This is a genomic window from Streptomyces sp. NPDC048664 (genome assembly GCF_040650555.1).
Classification (GTDB): Bacteria; Actinomycetota; Actinomycetes; order Streptomycetales; family Streptomycetaceae; genus Streptomyces.
In genome coordinates, this window is sequence record NZ_JBEZHK010000036.1 from 17,857 (window position 1) to 36,621 (window position 18,765).

Annotated in this window: 16 protein-coding genes; 6 read left to right on the forward strand and 10 right to left on the reverse strand. The window is 73.7% G+C overall.

The genetic code is table 11. The features are described from left to right. Positions 1 to 106 precede the first annotated feature (106 nt). Positions 107 to 703, forward strand: a complete 597-nt coding sequence (locus AB0C59_RS29860) for an XRE family transcriptional regulator (protein WP_363010173.1) — start codon at positions 107 to 109, stop codon at positions 701 to 703. Positions 704 to 966: 263 nt separating this feature from the next. Here AB0C59_RS29860 and AB0C59_RS29865 read toward each other — a convergent pair whose 3' ends face one another. From AB0C59_RS29865 to AB0C59_RS29890, 6 genes are all read right to left on the reverse strand, one after another. Then, positions 967 to 1,635: a methyltransferase domain-containing protein gene (locus tag AB0C59_RS29865; RefSeq protein WP_363010070.1), complete on the reverse strand. Its 669-nt coding sequence runs from the start codon at positions 1,633 to 1,635 to the stop codon at positions 967 to 969. A gap of 71 nt (positions 1,636 to 1,706) precedes the next feature. Beyond that, a complete protein-coding gene (locus tag AB0C59_RS29870; RefSeq protein ID WP_363010072.1) occupies positions 1,707 to 2,099 on the reverse strand; it encodes a nuclear transport factor 2 family protein in 393 nt (130 codons plus the stop codon). A gap of 173 nt (positions 2,100 to 2,272) precedes the next feature. Continuing rightward, the gene (locus AB0C59_RS29875) at positions 2,273 to 2,977 is read right to left on the reverse strand and encodes a hypothetical protein (protein WP_363010074.1); all 705 of its coding nucleotides are present in this window, start codon (positions 2,975 to 2,977) and stop codon (positions 2,273 to 2,275) included. Then, positions 2,970 to 3,476 carry a SigE family RNA polymerase sigma factor gene (locus tag AB0C59_RS29880; RefSeq protein ID WP_363010076.1) on the reverse strand — a complete coding sequence of 169 codons (507 nt, stop codon included), beginning with the start codon at positions 3,474 to 3,476 and terminating at the stop codon, positions 2,970 to 2,972. Before AB0C59_RS29880 ends, AB0C59_RS29875 begins: the two co-directional genes overlap by 8 nt. A gap of 282 nt (positions 3,477 to 3,758) precedes the next feature. Then, a complete protein-coding gene (locus AB0C59_RS29885; RefSeq protein ID WP_363010078.1) occupies positions 3,759 to 4,349 on the reverse strand; it encodes a hypothetical protein in 591 nt (196 codons plus the stop codon). Between the two features lie 113 nt (positions 4,350 to 4,462). Beyond that, entirely contained in the window at positions 4,463 to 4,942 is a 480-nt protein-coding gene (locus tag AB0C59_RS29890; protein ID WP_363010080.1) for a hypothetical protein, read from the reverse strand. A 202-nt stretch (positions 4,943 to 5,144) separates the two neighbouring features. On the opposite strand from AB0C59_RS29890, the gene AB0C59_RS29895 reads away from it, so the two are divergent. After that, a complete protein-coding gene (locus tag AB0C59_RS29895) occupies positions 5,145 to 5,936 on the forward strand; it encodes an MgtC/SapB family protein (RefSeq protein ID WP_363010082.1) in 792 nt (263 codons plus the stop codon). Between the two features lie 103 nt (positions 5,937 to 6,039). Here AB0C59_RS29895 and AB0C59_RS29900 read toward each other — a convergent pair whose 3' ends face one another. Continuing rightward, on the reverse strand, positions 6,040 to 6,966 hold the full coding sequence (locus AB0C59_RS29900; RefSeq protein WP_363010084.1) for a pyridoxamine 5'-phosphate oxidase family protein: 927 nt from the start codon (positions 6,964 to 6,966) through the stop codon (positions 6,040 to 6,042). 4 nt (positions 6,967 to 6,970) lie between these two features. Continuing rightward, on the reverse strand, positions 6,971 to 7,660 hold the full coding sequence (locus AB0C59_RS29905) for a hemerythrin domain-containing protein (protein WP_363010086.1): 690 nt from the start codon (positions 7,658 to 7,660) through the stop codon (positions 6,971 to 6,973). Between the two features lie 141 nt (positions 7,661 to 7,801). Between AB0C59_RS29905 and AB0C59_RS29910 the strand changes: the two genes are divergently transcribed. Then, positions 7,802 to 11,305, forward strand: a complete 3,504-nt coding sequence (locus tag AB0C59_RS29910; protein ID WP_363010088.1) for a BTAD domain-containing putative transcriptional regulator — start codon at positions 7,802 to 7,804, stop codon at positions 11,303 to 11,305. Positions 11,306 to 11,371: 66 nt separating this feature from the next. Here the strand turns inward: AB0C59_RS29910 and AB0C59_RS29915 are convergent, their stop codons facing one another. Together AB0C59_RS29915 and AB0C59_RS29920 are read right to left on the reverse strand one after the other, a co-directional pair. After that, on the reverse strand, positions 11,372 to 13,237 hold the full coding sequence (locus tag AB0C59_RS29915; protein WP_363010090.1) for a M1 family aminopeptidase: 1,866 nt from the start codon (positions 13,235 to 13,237) through the stop codon (positions 11,372 to 11,374). Between the two features lie 255 nt (positions 13,238 to 13,492). Then, entirely contained in the window at positions 13,493 to 15,319 is a 1,827-nt protein-coding gene (locus tag AB0C59_RS29920; RefSeq protein WP_363010092.1) for an ABC transporter ATP-binding protein, read from the reverse strand. A 299-nt stretch (positions 15,320 to 15,618) separates the two neighbouring features. On the opposite strand from AB0C59_RS29920, the gene AB0C59_RS29925 reads away from it, so the two are divergent. The 3 genes from AB0C59_RS29925 to AB0C59_RS29935 all read left to right on the forward strand — a co-directional run bounded on the left by AB0C59_RS29925 (position 15,619) and on the right by AB0C59_RS29935 (position 18,742). Further along, positions 15,619 to 16,887: an aminotransferase class V-fold PLP-dependent enzyme gene (locus AB0C59_RS29925; RefSeq protein WP_363010094.1), complete on the forward strand. Its 1,269-nt coding sequence runs from the start codon at positions 15,619 to 15,621 to the stop codon at positions 16,885 to 16,887. A gap of 74 nt (positions 16,888 to 16,961) precedes the next feature. Beyond that, the gene (locus AB0C59_RS29930) at positions 16,962 to 17,825 is read left to right on the forward strand and encodes an aminoglycoside phosphotransferase (RefSeq protein WP_363010096.1); all 864 of its coding nucleotides are present in this window, start codon (positions 16,962 to 16,964) and stop codon (positions 17,823 to 17,825) included. 122 nt (positions 17,826 to 17,947) lie between these two features. Then, positions 17,948 to 18,742, forward strand: a complete 795-nt coding sequence (locus tag AB0C59_RS29935; RefSeq protein ID WP_363010098.1) for an SDR family oxidoreductase — start codon at positions 17,948 to 17,950, stop codon at positions 18,740 to 18,742. Positions 18,743 to 18,765 lie beyond the last annotated feature (23 nt).

Here is an 18,765-nt window from a genome sequence, read left to right on the forward strand (position 1 = left end):
ATGCTGCGCGGCGGCCGTCCGACGCGATCACTCTTGCCGCCCTGGCAAACTGGCAGGACAGGGCGGTGTGGCCGGAGGGGGCGGGGTCAGGGTGGTGGACGACGGCATGGCCGAGACGATGGCGGCGATGGGCTCCGGGCTGCGGGCCGTGCGCGAGCGGCGCGGTGCCACGCTCACCGGTGTCAGCCGGTCGACCGGCATCTCGCTGAGCACGCTCTCGCGCATCGAGACCGGCCGGCGCAGGCCGACCCTGGAGGTGGTGCTGCGGTTGGCGCGGGAGTACGGCGTGGGCCTGGACGAGTTGGCCGGCACCGCACCCGCCGCGCCGACCGAGCCCCGTACGCCGGTCCCGCGGCGCTTCGGCGACGACAAGGCGGTGCTTCCGCTGACCCGTTACGTCGGCGGTCTGCACGCCCACAAGCACGTCCTGCCCGCGGTCGAGGAGCCTGCGGCGCGGCCGCGGCAGGTCTCCCACGACGGCCACGAGTGGCTGTGCGTGCTGTACGGGCGGCTGTGGCTGGCGCTGGGGGAGCAGGACCTCGTCCTGAGCGCCGGGGACGTCGCCGAGTTCGACACCCGCGTCGCGCACGGGGTCGCCAACGCCGGGACCGGCGGGCCGGTCGAGTACCTGGTCATGTTCGGTCCCCAGGGAGAGCGTCCGCGCCCGCGCACGGGACCGCCCCCCGGCCGCGGACCCGGGTAGCCGACCGCGCCACCGCCCGGGAGCCGCTCCCGTGCACGGCGCCGCGCACGGGCGGACGGCCCGTTGGGGCATGGGCCGCGCCGTGTCCCGACCGGTGGCGGCCCGGCGCACTCCCAGGGCCCCACGGGCCCCCGTCGAGGTTGTCGCCACCCGCCCGAGCGGCGCCGGAACGTCATGTCGGGGATCCGGTGCCGGGCGCCCCGCGCGGTCCCGCCGGCCGGGTGCTTGGCGGCGCCGTCCCGTCAGCGGCGCGGACGGCGCGCTCAGGCGGGGCGCTCGGCCATGACGACCACGCCCGGGCCGCTCCACTCCTCCCCGGGGAGCCGGAGTTCGGCGACCGGGCGCAGCCCGGCCTCCTCGATCAGGGCGACGAGTTCTTCCGGCCGCCACTTGTGCGTCGTCCAGCGCACGGGCACACCTCCGTAGGCCTCCGTGCGCACCGCGTCCACGTCGCCGACGTGGGTCGCGGTGATGAAGTGCCCACCCGGCTTCAGGGCGTGCGCGAACAGGGCGAGGACCTGGGGCAGGACGGCGCGCGGGAGGTTGAACAGCGACCACCAGCCGAGGACGCCGCCCAGGGACGCCTCCGCCAGGTCGAGTTCGGTGGCGGAGGCGACGCTGAAGCGGCATCCCGGATGAAGGCGGCGCGCGTTCTCGATCATGCGGGGCGACAGGTCGACCCCGGACACGTCGAGTCCGCGTTCGGCGAGGTAGCCGGTCACCGTGCCGGGTCCGCAGCCGACGTCGAGAACCGGCCCCAGCCCGCCCACGCTGTCGGCGAAGGCGTCGATCGACGCCTTCTGCCAGGGATGGCGGCGGATGTCGCCGATTCCCGTCGACAGCACCATGTGGGCGTAGTTGTCGGCCACGCGGTCGTACGAGTCACGGACCACGTCGAGATCGGCCGGGCGGTCGATACGGTGTGCGCGCATCGGTGAACCGTACAGTCGCCGGCGCGGGACCGCTCGTGATCGGCCGTTCCCGCGACCGGCGCTCGGTCACGTCAGCGGGCGCTGCCGAGGTCGCGGTCGGCGTCGCTGCCCTGGAGCATGAGGGTGGTCTCCTCGATGCGCCGGAAGCGGCCGTCGGGGGTGAGGTCGGCGAAGACGTACACCTCCATGGCGACGGTGCTGCCGTCGGTCTTGGTGACGTGGCAGGTGTGCCGGTCGGCGTACCTGCTGCCGTCGCACAGCTCCTCGTGCACCTCGACCCTGCCGTCGGCGACGATGCCGCGCAGGTGGCCGATGTGGTCGAGGAACCCGGCGCGATCGGCCCACTCGCCGTCCGTGCGCTGCCGGTAGTCGGGGGCGAAGTGGCGGTCGACGGCCTCCTCCAGCGGGAGGTCGCGGTTGAAGAGCAGGTCGTTGAGGGCGGCCTCGATGCGGGTGAGGGTCATGGTGGTGTCCTTTCGGGGCGAAGCAGGGAACGCCGAGCGATCAATGCGTGCGTTACGCACGCTTCGCTGAAACTGTAACACCTGATGCGTGCGCAGCGCACGCGATTGGGGGGTGGCGGGTGCCGCCCCGGATACAGAGGACGGGCGGGTGCGGTCAGGCGCGCGGTGCGGCGTCAGCCGGTGCCGGCGTCGCCGCCCACGGGCATGCGCTCGTAGCACTCGGAGTCAGGGGCCGGCTTCGCGCCCTGATGGCCCCTGATCTCCACGCGCGCGCCGACCCTGATCGCGTCGTAGACCCACTTCCCGTCCGAGGGCGAGAGGTCGACGGAGCCGGGCCCGGCGTCGTTGCCGATGCTTCCGAGGCCTTCGACGGGGTACAGCGCGCCCATCAGGAGCCGCTGACGGTGGGCGCGGTCCGTGAAGGTGACCGCCCAGCGCCTGACGCGGGCGCTCGCGACGTACTTGGCGGCGCTGTTGGGCGGCATCTTCAGGGCGGGGTGCTTCGCCCTGACGGTGACCAGCGTCTCGCCGATCGGGCAGGCTTCGTCCAGCCCGCTGATGCGGAACTTCCTGCCTTCGACGGCGAGTGTGTGGGCGTCCAGGTCGATCGTCACCCGCTGGACGGGTGCCGGGGGCGGGGCGGCCGGCGGCACGGGCGCCCTGGTGGGGGAGTCGGGGGCGCCGCCTGCGACGGCGGCGAGGGCCGCGAGCGCGGTGGCGCAGAGCGCGCCGCGTCGGGCGCGGCGGCGGCGTACCGCCCGCCCCCTGACCTGTGCGCCGGTGGTCGGGGCGGCCGCCGTGCCCTGTGCGGCCAGGAGGTGGAGCCGGGTGGACAGTTCCGCCTCGGTCAGGGGCTGCGGAGGCTGCTGCTCAGGCACGGGCTTCCTCCGTGAGGCGGGGTTCCTCGATCGTCAGATGACCGGCGAGTGCGGTGCGGCCCCGAGACAGACGCGCCTTGACGGTGCCGAGAGCGGTCCCGGTCTCGGTGGCTATCTGCTCCACGCTCAGATCGCACAGGTGATGCAGCACGATCGCGGTCCGCTGCGCCTCCGGCAGTCGCCGCAGGGCGGTGACCAGCGCCACGTGGTCCGGGCTCGGTTCGGGCGCTGCCCGGGGGGCGGACGTGCTCCGGACCAGCTCCCACCAGTGGCGCGCCCGCCGCCAGCGGCTCATCGCCAGACGGTGCGCCACCGTGCGGATCCATGCCTCCGGTTCCCGGTCGCCGTTCAGGACGGTCGAACGCCGGTCCCAGGCACGCACGAAAGCCTCCTGCACCACGTCCTGGGCCTCGGCGTGGTCGCCCGTCAGGGCGTACAGCTGGCCGACCAGGCGGGGATAGGAAGCCGTGTAGAAGAGGTCGAACTCGTCCTCGGTCACCTGGTGGTGCCCTCTTCCGCGGTGTGCGGCGCGGCGGCGCCGACGCCGTCGGCGGTCGGGCCGGCGGAACGGTCCAGGTGCATGGGATCCCCCGTGTGAAGTGCGGCTGTCCACTTCACTACGCACGGGCGCGGCGCCGGGTTGCACCGGACCGGAAACTTTTTCGGGACCGGACCGGGGCGGTCGGGTCCGGCACGGCTTCGTGGGCCGCACGGCACGGAGCGGGAACGGCCGCCGGCCGTTCCCGCTCGGAGTCGTCCGGGCCGGCCCCGGGCGGATCCGCTACTCGGCGATGTCGATGTGCATGTTGAACTTGACCCCGGCGACCTTCAGCAGCAGGTTGCCCTGCACCTTCCGCTTGGCCAGGGTGTCGCCCACGTTGCCCTTGCCCAGGGCGGCCTTGTCCTGCGGCGGGAAGCTGTGGAACTCCGTGTAGACCCCGCCCGTGGCCAGCGGGGCCGCCTCGTCCCACTCCTCACGCAGTTCCGCGTAGGCGGAGGCGTCCATCGGGGAGCCGCCCAGGCCCAGGTTGACGCGCTCCCCGCCCACGTAGGCCGCCGCGCACTGCTTGACGACGGTCAGGACCAGGGAGTCCTTGAGGGCGTAATGTGACGTGATCTTGCCGATCAGGTTGGCGGCGTCGTTGTCGACCTTCTTCTTCCGGGCCTCGCGGGCGCCGGACTTGACCATGTCGAGGCGGTCGCTGTCGATCGCCTTGTACGCCTCGACGTACCCCTTGTCCTTGCTCCGGGCGATCCTGATCGTCGTGTCCCACTTGTCGGGCGAGATCCACTCGGGGTCGAAGCCGATGGACTCGCAGTACTCCAGGAGGCTCTCGTTGGCTTCCTTGTCGCTCTCGGCGTACTTGGGCATGGCGGGTGTCCCCCTCCGTCGTGCTGAGGTCCACCAACCTCCCATGACGGAATGGTGCTTGTCACCCGTTTCGCGTGGATGGTGACATGGGGTGACTTTTGTGGTGAACGAGGTCACCGGGACTGCCCGCACCCCCGCGGGTCGTCCGACGACGGCCCCTCGGCGCCGCAGGCCGCGGCCGACGGCCCCGGAAGGGCTCTCGTGGAGCCGTGCCGGTGGCGCCCGCGGCGCGCGGAGCCGGAGGGCGACGCGGTGGCCGTCGAGTCCTTGCCGTCCTTGCCCGCGCTTCCGTTCGTCCCGTCCTTGCCGTCCCGGCCGTCCCGCCCCGTCTGGCCGTCCTGCCCGTCCTGGCCGTCCTTCCCGTCCCTGCCCTCCAGGCCGCGCGGGCCGCTCGGGCCGGTGGGGCCGGCCGGGCCGGTCGGGCCGCGCAGGACCTTCATGCCCTGGAGGTCCATGTGCTGTACCTGCAGATCGTCGATCTGCAGCTGCTGGTCGACGAGCGCGGCCGACTGCACGACGAGCGTGGCGATCAGTGCTCCGCCCAGCACGAGTTGGCGCCGCGGTCTGCGCAGCAAGTCGTTGACGCTGTTCACTTGACCCCTCACATGGCGTGGCAAGCGCGGAGTGGATGAGCAGAGATCGCAAAATCGGACATCCGCCAACGGGATTCTATGAATAAACGTCAAATTTGTGCGTATTTGATCAAAAATGTTGGTGGCAGCCGTGTCGCCGCCACCTGCCCGAGGGCCCGTGTGGCGCGCCCGCGCGCGGGGGTGTGCGAGGGATCATGGCGCGGTGCCGCTCCTCGCGTCCTTCATCGAGCCGTCGGGCCAGGGATGGTCACAGGTCGCCGACTTCGCGGTCGCCTTCGTGCTGTCCGGCGCGATCGGCGCCGAGCGCGAGATCCGGCAGAAGGCCGCGGGCCTGCGCACCTACACCATCGTCGGCATCGGGGCGGCCCTGTTCACCCAGGTGAGCGCGTACGGGTTCGCCGACGTCCTGCGCACCGGACAGGTGGTCCTGGACCCCTCCCGGGTCGCCGCCCAGATCGTCGTCGGGCTCGGCTTCATCGGTGCCGGTCTGATCTTCGTACAACACGGGTCGGTGCGTGGACTGACCACCGCCGCCAGCGTCTGGCTGACCGCCGCCGTCGGGACGGCCGCCGCTGCGGGGCTCCCTCTCCTGGCGGCCCTGACCACCGCCGCCTACTTCGTGGTCTCGTACCTGCTGGCGCCCTTGCTGCACCGGCTGCCGCGGCTTCGCGCGGCGCCGATCCGCTACCGCGTCTCCTATCTGGAAGGCGCGGGCGCGCTGCGTGAACTGGTGCGGCAGGTCTCCCGGTCGGGTTTCTCCGTGGTCGAACTCGTGACACTGGGCCGCGTGGAGAGTTACGGCAGGATCAGGCCGCTCGGCCCCCAGGCGCCCGGACCTGCACCGGCACCGGCACCGGCGGACGCGGAGGCGGACCGCACCGTGGAGATCCTGCTGACCGTCGAGGGGATCGGCGACACCCGCGAGCTGACGGCCCGACTCGTCGCGGTGCCCGGCGTGCTGGCCTGCTCGCTCAGCCCGCTGCTCGGCGAGTGACGGATCCGGGGCGGCGGGGGCGAGGACGACGAGCCAGGCGGGGCGTCCCGCCCCGGCCCCCTGCCGCCCCGGCCACCGCCTCGTATCCGGGTCCGGCCGTGGATCAGCCGCCCGACCGCGAGCGGGCCGCCGACGCCAGGGCCCGGAACTCGTCCCAGCGCACCCGGGGCCGTGGCAGGCCGCGGCGCTCCAGGTAGCGGCGCGTCGCCCGCTTGGTCCGGCGCAGGACCCGGATCGCGTCGGTCGGGCGCCCGGTCCCCATCGGCTCCACCACGGCCGAGGGCACGAGCAGCCACCCGTCGCCGGACGCCCTCAGTTCGCCCCGCACGACGGCGTTGCTCATGTGGTTGAGGAGTTCGTCGTGCCGGTGCACCAGCAGGGAGGCGGGACCCGGTGCCACGGCGAGGCCGGGCGGCGCGTCCACCGCGAAACCCTCGGCCGTGGCGAGCGGCCGGGTGCGCGCGAGCACCGGTGCGCCGGCGGCGTCGCGGGCGGCCAGCACCGCGGTCCCGAAGCGGGCCAACAGGGCGGCCCCCGTGAGGGTGCCGGTCGCGGGCGGCCCGGGCGGGGGAGTGGAGGGCGCCGAGGGCCGCGTGGCCACCTCCTCGGGGGTGACGGTGATCAGGAGCCGCAGGTAGTACCAGTCCATCAGGGGCCGCATGGCGGCCGAGACGTACGCCCGGCTGTGCGGCTGGCGCTCGAAGAGCATCCGCCAGTAGTCCTCGGCGCCCTCAGGACCCGCCATGACCGTGTCGGGGCACACGGCCCTGCCGGAGACGAAAATCTGCGGGGGCTGGTCGAGACCGCTGCCGGTGGGATCGGAGAACAGCAGCGCGACCCGGCCGTCCCGGCGTATGTTCAGCGCCTTCTGGGCGAACGCCAGGGACGTGCTCAGCAGCAGCGTCCCGTCCGGGCGGCGCCGGAACGCCGTCGGCCAGGCCATCGGGGTGCCGTCCCGGCCGAGCGTGGCGAACTCGCAGGTCCGATAGGCGTCCAGGACGTCGACGGGCGCGGAGTCGAGTACGGTCACGGTCCTACTCCCCGTCCACAGGCGTGCGCATGTCCCGGCAGTGGGCGGCGTACTGGCGCCGGCCGACCGCCTTCCACAGCACCCGGCCGAGCCACGGCGCGCGGCCCAGGAAGTACGCGGCCTCCTGCGGTGTGGCCTCCTCGAGGATCGCGCCGAGGGCCAGCAGGCGCTTGTTCTTGGGCAGCTCCTCGAGCCCCCGCTCGCCGACCGCGTCCCACTCGGCCACGCTCAGGTGCTCCGCCGCCAGCGGCAGCAGCAGCCGCTCCTCGTCGTCGAGGTGCTCCAGCAGGGCCGCGCGGTGCTCCTCCAACGCCAGCGCCAGCTCCTGACCGGCTACCGGGTCGGCCGCGCGCTCCCACGTGGGTGTCCACACGGCGACGGACTCGAGGCTCCGGTCGATCCGCTCGTGTTGCTCCCGCATCCGGGCCACCAGCGCCGTGTCCGTGACACGGTCGCGCAGCGGCGGCCACAGGAGGTCGTCCTCCGCGGCGTGGTGGAGGTGCAGACCATCCACGTAGTCGCGTACGAACGCCGCGACCTTCGCCGCCCGTGCGGTGTCGCCCTCGGGCACGGCACGCACCATCCGGGGCAGCAGCGCCGACTCGCGGCGGAAGATCCGGTGGACCACCACCATCTCGTGGGTGTAGGGACGCTCGGCGGCGGGAAGCCCGCCTGTGGTGTTACTGGGGGACACGCTCACTTGCTCCAACGATCGTGATGCCGACAACAGTCGTCCAGCATCCGCACCGCTCTTGGCGTCCGCTTGGCGCCGACGCGTGCCGCGTTTATCGTCCGTTGACGGCCTGGACCTGCGGCTCCGGTAGATTCGCGCGGCGTGCTGCGTATTCGAGTCCTGGGTTCGCTGGACGCCGAAGTCGGGTCGAGCCCGGTCGACCTGGGCGCTCCGCGGCAAAGAGCCGTCCTGTCCCTGCTGATAGTGGCGCGCGGCGGAGTGGTGCCGGTCGACCGGCTGACCGACCAGCTGTGGCGAGGAGCGCCGCCCGCGAAGGCACTGGCGTCCCTGCACTCCTACGTGTCCAACCTGCGCCGGTCACTGGAGCCGGGACGGCCCCCGCGCTCCCCGGCGGCCCTTCTCGTCACCGCGCCCCCCGGCTACGCCCTGCGGCTGCCCGAGGACGCGGTGGACGCCTGGCGCTTCGAGTCCTGGGTGCGCCGGGCACGGCACGCGCCGTCGGAGGAGGCCAGGGAGCTCCTCGCCGAGGCGCTCGGATGCTGGCGGGGGCCCGCCTTCGCGGAGCACGCGGACGAGGACTGGGCCGCGCCCGAGGTGGCCCGGCTGACGGAACTGCGGGCCGAGGCCCGGGAGCTGGCCGTGGCGGCCGACCTCGCCGCCGGGCGCGCCGCCGAGGCGGGGCTGGCGGCCGAGACCCTGGTCCGGGAGAGCCCGCTCCGGGAGGAGGGGTGGCGGCTGCTCGCCCTGGCCCGGTGGGCCGCGGGCCGGCAGGCCGACGCCCTTGCCTCGCTCCGCCGCGCGGCCGCCGTGCTGCGCGACGAACTGGGCTGCGATCCGGGCCCTGCCCTGGCCGAGTTGGAGCACGCCGTGCTCACCCGGCGGCTCGACGTGCTCCGTGCCGCCGTCCCCGGTGGCCCGCTCGGCGTGCCCGCGCCGCCGCGCGTGCCCGCCCGCGACGCGTCGGCCCCGCCCGTGGACGCGTCGCCGCCGCACCCCTCGTCATCCGAGCACGCTCCCCGGCTCCGTCCGCGTCCCCCCACCCGCCCCGATGGCGCGGGCGGTCCGGATCCTGTGCCGGATCCCGTGCCGGTTCCCGCCGCCGAACCCGTCCGCGCCGCCTCCGGGCTGTTCGTCGGCCGCGGCGCCGAGCTGCGCGCCCTGGACGACGCGGCCCGCGCGGCCCGCCACGGGGGCGCGATGGCGCTGGTCACCGGTGAGGCCGGTGCCGGCAAGAGCGCGCTGCTGGGCCGGGCCTGTGCGCGGCTGCGCGCCGACGGGTGGCGGGTGGTGATCGGGCGCTGCCCGGAGTACGAGGGCGCGCCGCCCGCCTGGGCGTGGGTGGAGGCGCTCGGCGCGCTCGCCCGCGACCTGCCTCCCCGGCGTCCGCAGGAGCTGGCCGTCCTGCTGCGAGAGCCCGAGAGCGCGGGCGCCACGAACCGGGACGAGGCGACCGCCGGCCGCTTCCGCATGCACCGCGCGTTCGCCGCCTGGCTGCGGGACGCGGCGGCCCATGTGCCGCTCGCGGTCGTCCTGGAGGATCTGCACCGCGCCGACGGAGAGACACTCGCCCTGCTCGAAGCGGCGGCCGAGGTCACCGGAGCACCCCTGCTCACCGTCGCCAGCTACCGGCCGGCCGAGGTGGGCGAGCCCCTGGTCAAGACCCTCGCCAACCTCGCCGCCGGCCTCCCGCACCGGGTCGCGCTGCGCGGTCTGCCGCCGCAGGACGTGGCCACCGTGGTCGAGACAGTCTGCACGGAGGCCGTCGACGCGAGGACGATGGCGGTGCTCGCCGAGAGGACCGGGGGCAATCCGTTCTACGTCCTGGAGAGCGCGCGCCTGCTGGCCAGCGAGGGCGCCCTCGTCGCGGTCTCGGAGGTCCCCCAGGGTGTGCGCGACGTCCTGCGCAGGCGCCTCGCGCTGCTGCCCGCCGCCGCGCTGACCGCGGTTCAGCTCGCGGCCGTCGCCGGCCTCGAGGCGGAGGTGGCCCTGCTGGCGGAGGCCGGCGGCGGGGACGAGCGGCAGGTGCTGGACGGCCTCGACGCCGCGCTGGCCGCCGAACTGCTCGCCGAGCCGGGCCCCGGACGTGTCCGGTTCGTGCACGCGCTGGTCCGCGACACCGTCTACACGGATCTGCCGGGAGCACGGCGGGCCCGTCTGCACGCCCGTATCGCGCGCACCCTGCGCCGCCACCGGCCCGACGACCTCGCGGCCCTGGCCCACCACTTCGCCCGCTCGGGCAGCACCGTGCACGCGCCCCTGGCCATCGACTACGCGCTGCGGGCCGCCGAAGTGGCCGAGCGGCGCTACGCCCACGACGTGGCGGTGCAACTCGTCCAGCAGGCGATCGACGTGCACATCACCGCCACGGTCGACACGCACACCCGGCCCGACCGCCTGGTGGGCCTGCTGGTGCGGCTGCTCGGCGCGCAGATCCGGGCCGGCTCGACCGACGCGGCCCTCGGCACCCGTCAGCGGGCCGTCGCGCTGGCCGAACAGGCAGACCGGGGCGACCTCGTCGCGGCGGTCTACGGCGCCTGGACCGAACCCTCGCCGTGGCGAAGCCGGTTGGAGGGCTTCTACGACCCCGCCGCGCTGGCCCGCCTGGAGGGGCTCGCGGCCGACCCCGGGCTCGACGACTCCGTGCGGGCCCGCGTGCTCCAGGTCCTCGTCGAGGTCGTGGCGGCCGTGGACGCGCCACGCGCCCGCGAGGCGGCACGCACCCAGTTGGCGCTGGCCCGGGCGGGCGGCGAACCCCGGCTGCTCGCAGCCGCGTTGATGACCTCCGCCAAACTGCTGCCGCACGAGGTGCACGGCTCCTCCCGAGTGCCGCTGGTCGCCGAGCTGCGGCAGCTCTCCCAGGCCCATGACCTGCCCGCCTACCGCTGGGTGTGTGAGCACCTGGACGCGATGACCGCGGCGACGCTGAACGACCCGGCCGAGGTGCGTCTGCGCACCGCTCGGGGAGGGGACCTCGCCCACCGCTACGGGCTGGTGTGGGCGCAGGGACTCGGCACGCTGACCTCGGCCATGCTGGCGACCGTCGCCGGCCGATTCGAGGCGGCACGGGCCGCGTACACCGAGGCCGACGGCCTGCTGCGGCGGGTCGGGGCCCGGCACGCCACGGCGCTGCGCACCCTGGGCCTGTTCACCATCGGGCTCGCGCAAGGCCGTACGGCCGAGATCGAGCCGATGATGCGCGAGGTCTACGACGCCGTGGGCGCCCCGGTCGGAGTCGCCCTCGCCCTCGTCCTGGCCCGGCTCGGCAGGCTGGACGAGGCCCGTGCCGTGCGGTGCCCGCCCGAGCCCGTCACGGACCATCTGTACGGCATGGACCTCGACTTCCGGGCCGAACTCGCCATCCTCGGCGACGACCGGGACACCGCCTCCGCGCTGGTCGCCCAGCTGCACCCGGTGCGTGAGCAGTTGGGCGGCGTGGCCGGCGCGGCGTATGCGACCCGGCCGCTCGCCCACGCGCTCGCGGACCTGCACCGCTTCCTGGGCCGGGACCGGGAGGCGGCGGAGCACTATGCGCTGGCCGAACGCACCGCTCTGGCCTGGGACTCACCGCATCTGGCGGCAGGCGCGCGACGGGCCGCGGCCGAGTTGGCCGCGGCCCGCGAGCGGCGGAGGATCATCCTGCCGTGACCCGGACGGCACCGCGGAGGGGGCATCCGGCGCCCTCCGCGGTGCCCGGTCCCCGCGTCGGCCGGTTCAGCCGTCGATGCGGTGGGTGGACCAGAACGAGGTCAGATCGGTGGCCGTGGCGGCCTGGGCGGCGGCCTTGAACTCGGCCGTCGTGGAGACGCCGTACCAGTGTGCGGTGGCGTAGTCCTTCAGCAGCTTGGTCATGGCGGTGTCGCCGATCGTGCGCCGCAGGTCGTGCAGGGCGCACTTGCCGTAGGTGTAGACGACGGTGGAGTACCGGGAGGAGTGGGCGTCCCAGTAGGCCATCGAGTTGGTGATCTTCTCCGCCGACGACGACCAGGAGACGTTGTTCCAGCAGTTGGTGCCGCTGATGTTCAGGGCGAGATCGGTGGCGTAGTCGGTGAACGCCTCGTCCAGCCACGGGCTGTTGTACTCGTCGTCCCCGACGATGCCGTACCACCACTGGTGGCCGATCTCATGGGTGAGCGCCGTGGTGCTGACCAGGTCGAGGACGAAGCCGGGGTACTCCATGCCGCCGAACCAGAAGTTGTTGTCGATCACCGCGTCGAGTTCGCCGTACGGGTAGGTGCCGAACCGTCCCGCGTGGGCGTCGACGGCGGACTTCGCGGTGCTGAGCATCGACTGGGCGCTGGAGGAGCTGATGCCCGACACGGAGTAGATGTTCACCGGGACGCCGGCGCCGGAGGTGCCGGAGATCTTGGTGAAGGGTCCGGCGGCCCAGGCGAAGTCGCGGACCTTGGAGGCGGTGGCCGTGGTGACGGTGCGCCCGCTGGTTCCGGGGGTGTCGACCGAGGTGCCGGTGGCGGGCACCAGCAGGCCGCTGGGGTGGTCCAGGGTCACCGTGAAGTCGGCGGCCAGGGAGTAGAACGACTCGCCGTTGTTGGTGTAGGGGTCCAGGTGCCAGCCCGCTCCGTCCTTGACGGCGAGGACGGGCAGGGCGTTGCCGATGAGGCTGAACGCCCCGTCGTAGCCGAACCGGTCCGCGCCGCTGGGCACGGTGATGCCGAGGTCGAAACCGATCGTGGCGCTCTGCCCCTGGGCGAGCGGGGTGGGCAGGCTGATCTGGAGGGCCGTGCAGGCCACCGAGAGGGCGCCGGCGGTGCCGCCGGTGACATGGGTGACGGTGATCGGCGGGGCGGAGCAGGTGCCGTGGTAGTTGTCCCACAGCCTCAGGTACACCTCGCTCAGCGCGGTGGAGGAGGCGTTGGTGAACGTGGCGCTCTCGTGACCGGTCCAGCTCCTGCCGGTGGTGTCGCTGCTCAGGGAGACGGTGTACGACGGGGAGGCCGGGGTGCGGGTGGAGTCCGCCGGCGGGGTCGAGTCGCCCGAGGTGTCGAGCGCGATGTCGTCCAGCACGAAGCTCGTCTGCAGGCTGGAGTCCTCGGAGCCGGTGAACGCGACGGTCACGGTCTGGCCCGCGAACGCGGAGACGTCGAACGACTTCTGCGCGTAGCCGGTGTTCTTGTCGAGGTTCGAGTACGTCGCCAGCGTCGTGCTGCCGACCTTGGCCGTCAGTTTGTCGTACTGCGTGGACGAGGTCGTCTCGGCGGTGTCGATGTGCAGCCAGAAGCTCAGGGTCGCGTGCGCGCAACCGGCCGGGATGGCCACGCTCTGCGAGAGGCTGTCGGTGCGGGTCCGCCCGGTGCCGTCCAGCCACGCGAACGAGGTGCCGCCGTGCGCGCTCTGGCCGGAACGGTTGGTGATCACGCTGCTCGACGACGGGGTCCAGGGGGACGTGCCGCTCTCGAAGCCGCCGTTGGTGACGACCTGGGCCGGGGTGCAGGTGGCGGCCGGGGGCGGGGCTGCCGCCTCAGGTGCGGCTGCCGCCGGGGCGGCGGGGACGGACAGGGCGGCCAGCGCGGCGATGGCGATCGCGCTCACGGCGAGACCCTTGTGGGGAGTGTGTCTCACACGGAACTCCTTTGACGCGGCCGGTGGTCACCGGCCTGCTCGGTGGGCCGCGCCCCGGCGAGGGTGTGCCGGTGACGGGCCGCGGGCTGCGCGAAACGGTGTGTGTGAACGGTGGAGAGGTGCCGGCCCCGTCTCCTCTGGGGAAGGGCGTGGGCCGCACTGCCGGAAGAGTGACAGATCTGACAAGAACATGCCACTGTCCGGCGGTCGGGCCCTTCCCGCGTGAACCGCCGGGACCGGCACCGGCGTTCCGTCTCAGCGCGCGTCGGCCGGTGCCGGTGCCTGGTCGGCACTCCCGTCGAGGAAGCCGCCCGACTGGTGGTCCCACAGCCGTGCGTAGACGCCGTCCGAGGCCAGCAACTCCTCGTGCGAGCCCCGCTCGACGATCCGCCCGCGGTCCATGACCACCAGTTGGTCCATCCGCGCCACCGTGCTCAGCCGGTGCGCCACCACGAACGCCGTGCGCCCCTCCATGAGCCGCCACAGCGCCTCCTGGACGAGGACCTCGCTCTCGGAGTCGAGCGCGCTGGTCGCCTCGTCGAGCAGCAGGATCGGCGCGTCGCGCAGGATGGCCCGGGCCAGGGCGACCCGCTGGCGCTGGCCACCCGACAGCTTGACCCCGCGCTCGCCCACCATGGTGTCGAACCCGTCGGGCAGCGCGTCCACGAACTCCGTGACATGCGCCGCCTGGGCCGCCCGCCGGATCTCGGCGTCGGTGGCGCCCGGACGGGCGAACGCGATGTTGTCCCGCAGGGTGCGGTGGAACATGGCCGGGTCCTGCGGCACGTAGGCGATCAGACCGCGCAGGTCGGCCTGGCGCAGCGCGGTGATGTCCTGACCGCCGATCAGGATCCGGCCGCCGTCGACGTCCGTCATCCGCAGCAGCAGCCGGGTCAGCGTCGTCTTGCCGCCCCCGGAGCGGCCCACAAGACCGATCCGCGTTCCGCTGGGCACCGACAGGTCGAGGTCCTCGAACAGCGGTTCACCGCCCCCGTGCGCGAAGGTCACCCGCTCGAAACGGATGTCGGCGGGCCGGTCGAGCAGCGGCTCGGGCACCTTCGGGTCGAGCACGCTCGGCGGCGTCAGCAGCAGTTCCGTGAACTGCGCCGCCTCGGTCATCGAACTCTCCATGCGGCGGTAGATCTGATTGAACTCGAACATGATGCGGGTGGCGTTGCTGTAGTAGGTGAAGGCCACCACGACCGCCTCCACGCCGTGCCCGCCCCCGCCCAGGGCGATCGCGAGCAGCAGGCCGAGGGCGTTGGTCAGCACGGACATCGGCGCGACCAGGGTGTCGATGCGCAGATTGCCGTAGTCCCAGGAACGCAGTTGCAGTCTCCGCGACTCGGCCACGCGCGAGCGGTGCTCGGCGGCCTCGCGGTCCTCGGCGGCGAACGCCCGTACCGTGTCCATGTTCATCAGGCTGTCGGCGACATGGCCCGACACGCGGGCGATGGCCTCCTCGCGCCGAGCCACCAGTGCCTGGCGGCGCCGGATGAGGGGCGTCACGCAGACCGCCGTCACGACGATCATCACCAGCAGTCCGACGACGAGCAGCGGATCGTAGCGCCACAGCACCACCGACCCGAAGAGCAGCGGCACGAAGCTGCCCACGACGTTGAACGTGAGCGTGTCCACGAACTCCTCGAAGCGCGAGGCGAAACTCAGCACCCGCTTGGTCAGGGACCCCGCGAAGTTGTCGTGGAAGAACGCGGCGTCCTTGGCGAACAGTTCGTCCATGCCTCTCACGTAGAGCCGCTCGATCCCGAGGGCGTCGACGCGGTTCAGGCAGTGCAGCCCGATGCGCCACAGTGCCTCCGCCACCAGCAGCACCCCCGCGAAGGCGAGGACGTAGGGCAGCGTCGAGCGGAAGGCGACGGCGCCGTCACCGGCGATCCTCCCGACCAGCTTCGCCACGACCAGCGGCGCGAGGTAGTTGATGCCGATGTTGCCCAGCGCCGGCAGCAGCATCGCGGGCACCGTCAGCCGCTTGAGCCGGGCCATCTCCTGTCCGTAGCAGCGCAGGGCGAGCAGCACCGGGCCCCTGCCCGGCACCTTCTCGCGAGATCCGAATCGTCCCATTTCCACCTCGTGAGGTGTACGAGGGCGCGACCGCTCCCCGGCGGGGAGGTCGCCCGCGTACGCGTGGACGCGCCGTCAGGACCGCCCCGGAGCGCAGCTCGCGGCCGTCTGCCCGGCACACCGCAGTCTGACGTGACGAGTCCCGCGCGGTCGAGCCGTTTTCTCCCCTATGCCCGACCCGTGGGTGCGCTCCCGTACCCGTCCCGCGAGGTCGGACCCCGGCCCGTCCCCGCCGCTCGCCCCGCTGCGGGCGTGCGGTTTGATGGCCTTCGGAACTCACCCCCCGGATGTGGAGTCACGTGAGCGAGACCGAAGTCGTCGCGGCCCCGCGCCCCCTGCTGCTGCCCCACGGCGCCCCCGCCGCCCACGCGTGGTCGCTGGACCCCGCGCTCGGGCACCTCAACCACGGCTCCTTCGGCGCGGTCCCCGTCGTCGCCCAGGAGCGGCAGTCCGCCCTGCGCGCGGAGATGGAGCGCGCCCCCGTGGTGTGGTTCCCGGCGCTCCCGGAGCGGATCGCCGCCGCGCGGGTGGAACTCGCCGCCTTCCTCGGCGCCGAACCCGGCGATCTGGCGCTGGTGCCGAACGCGAGCGCCGGCGCCGGCGTCGTGTACGCCGCGCTCACCCGGCGCCGCGGCGGCGAGATCGTCGTCACCGACCACGGCTACGGCGCCGTCACCATGGGCGCCGAGCGGCTGGCGCGCCGCTGGGGCGGCCGGGTGCGCACCGCCCATGTGCCGTTGGGCGCGGGGGAGGAGGAGGCGTACGAGGCCGTCGTGGCGGAACTCGGGGAGGCGACCGACCTCGTCGTGGTCGACCAGGTCACCTCGGCCACCGCACGTCTGCTGCCGGTGGCACGGATCGGGCGGGAGGCGCGGCGGCGCGGCATCCCCCTGCTCGTGGACGGCGCGCATGCGCCCGCCCTGCTCGCCGCCCCGCTCGACGGCGTGACCTGCGACTTCTGGATCGGCAATCTGCACAAGTGGGCCTGCGCGCCCCGCGGCACCGCGGCGCTGGTCGCCCGCGGCCCGCTGCGCGACCGGCTCCACCCGCTGATCGACTCATGGGGAGCCGCCGAACCCTACCCCGACCGCTTCGACCAGCAGGGCACCGTGGACGCGACCGCCTATCTGGCGGCGCCCGCGGCGATCGACTTCGTCGAGCGCACCTGGGGCTGGGACACCGCCCGCGCCTACATGGACGGCCTCGCCGACCATGGCGCCCAGGTGATCGGCGCCGCGTTCGCCCGGCTGGCCGACGCCGGCACGGACGCCGGGGCTCTCGCCGACGTGGGCATGCCCGTCCCCGGGATGCGGCTGGTGCGGTTGCCGGACGGTCTGGGGCGCGACCGCCTCGACGCCGACGGCCTACGTGACCGCGTCGCCCGGGAGCTGGCCGTGGAGGCGGCCTTCACCAGCTTCGACGGCATCGGCTACCTGCGGCTGTCCGCGCACGTCTACAACACCCCCGCCGACTACGAGCACTTCGCCCGGACCTGCGTCCCCGTCCTCGGGGAGTGGGCGCGCGCCGCCCGGCGCGCCCCGGCGGCGCCGCCCGGGCGTTCGAAATGAGCCAGATACCGTCACCGGGTGTGTGAAATCCACAGGTCAGGCCCCATGGGGCGGGGTCATTGCCTAGGCTGGACGTGCCTCTTGCCGAAATGAAGGACCGCACGCCCGTGTCCCTGCCGCGCTGTGACTTCCATGCCCTGCCGACCGTGGCCCGCCACGCGGTGACACGGTTCACGGGCCCGGTCACCGCCGCGCACAACCGCGGGGACGGCACGCGCCCGGGCCTGGCCGCGGTCCTGGAGACGCTCGCCGGGAACGTGTTCGTCAAGGGGATCCCGGCCGCGGACCCGCGCGCCGCCTTCCTCGCCGAGGAGGCCGCCGCCCACCCCCATCTGCCCGCGGTCTGCCCCCGGCTGCTGTGGCAGGCCGAGGCGGGCGGATGGTGCCTGGCGGGCCACGAGTTCATCGACGGCCGCCCCGCCGACTACGGCCCCGACTCGCGCGACCTGGTGGCCGTCCTCGCGGCACTCGGCGAACTGCAGGAGGCGGCCCTCCCCGCCGGCACGGACATCGGGACGGCGGAGCGGCGATGGGCCGCCTGGGCCCCGGAGGGCACCGCCCACCTCTTCGCGGGACGCACGCCGCTGCACGCCGATCTCGCACCCGACGACGTCCTCGTCGACGCCGACGGCCGGGTCCGTGTCACCGGCTGGTCGCGGCCCACCGCCGGAGCCCCGTGGATCGATCCGTATCTGCTCGCCCTGCGCATGGTGGAGGCCGGCCAGGGACCCGGCTACGCCGTCACCTGGGTGCGCCGCCTCGCGTCCTGGCGCACGGCCGACCCGAAGGCCGTCGCGGCCTTCGCCGCGGCGATCACCCGGGCGCGGCGCGAGCGGGCCGACGCCGAGCCGGCCCCCGAACGGACCGCCGGGGCCCGGCACGCCGCCCGACTGGAGAGGTTCCTCGCCGCCTCACCCTGGGCACTCCCGTCGAACTGAGCCGCCGCTGGGTGGGCCGTGCCGCCGAGGCGCGGCCGCGGACCGACCGGCCGGGTGACTTTCGGGGGGTGCCGTGGCCGCACCGGCGCCGTCGAGGCCCCCCGTCCCCCGAGGATGGTGCCGTGCACATCGACCTCTCCGGCAGGACCGCGCTCGTCACCGGATCCACCCAGGGCATCGGGTACGCCATCGCCGCCGGGCTGGCCCGCGCCGGCGCCCGGACCTGCGTCAACGGCCGCGGCGCGGCCTCGGTGGAGGAGGCGGTGGCACGGCTGCGCGCCGACGCCGGAAGCGATCACCTGGTGGCCGCGCCCGGCGATCTCGCCACGGACCGGGGCACGGAGGCCGTCGTCACCGCCGTGCCCGAGGCCGACATCCTGGTGAACAACCTGGGCGTCTTCGGGGTGGCACCTCCCCTGGAGATCGACGACGACGAGTGGCGGCGCTACTTCGAGGTGAACGTCCTGACCGCCGTACGCATGATCCGCGCCTACCTGCCCGGGATGATCGAGCGCGGCTGGGGCCGCGTCGTGTGCATCGCCAGCGACTCCGCCGTCGTGATCCCCGCCGAGATGATCCACTACGGCCTGACGAAGACCTCGCTGCTCGCGCTCACCCGCGGTTTCGCGAAGGCGGCGGCGGGCTCGGGCGTGACCGTCAACTCCGTGATCGCGGGACCGACGCACACGGGCGGGGTGGAGGACTTCGTCCGCGACCTGGTCGGCGGTGAGCTCTCCTGGGACGAAGCCCAGCGCGTCTTCATGCGGGAGCACCGGCCGCAGTCGCTGCTCCAGCGGCTCATCGAGCCCGAGGAGATCGCGCACATGGTGGTCTACCTGAGCTCTCCCCTCGCCTCGGCCACCACCGGCGGTGCCCTGCGTGTCGACGGGGGATACGTCGACGCCATCCTTCCGTGACCCGTCAGACCTGATTCGTTCGT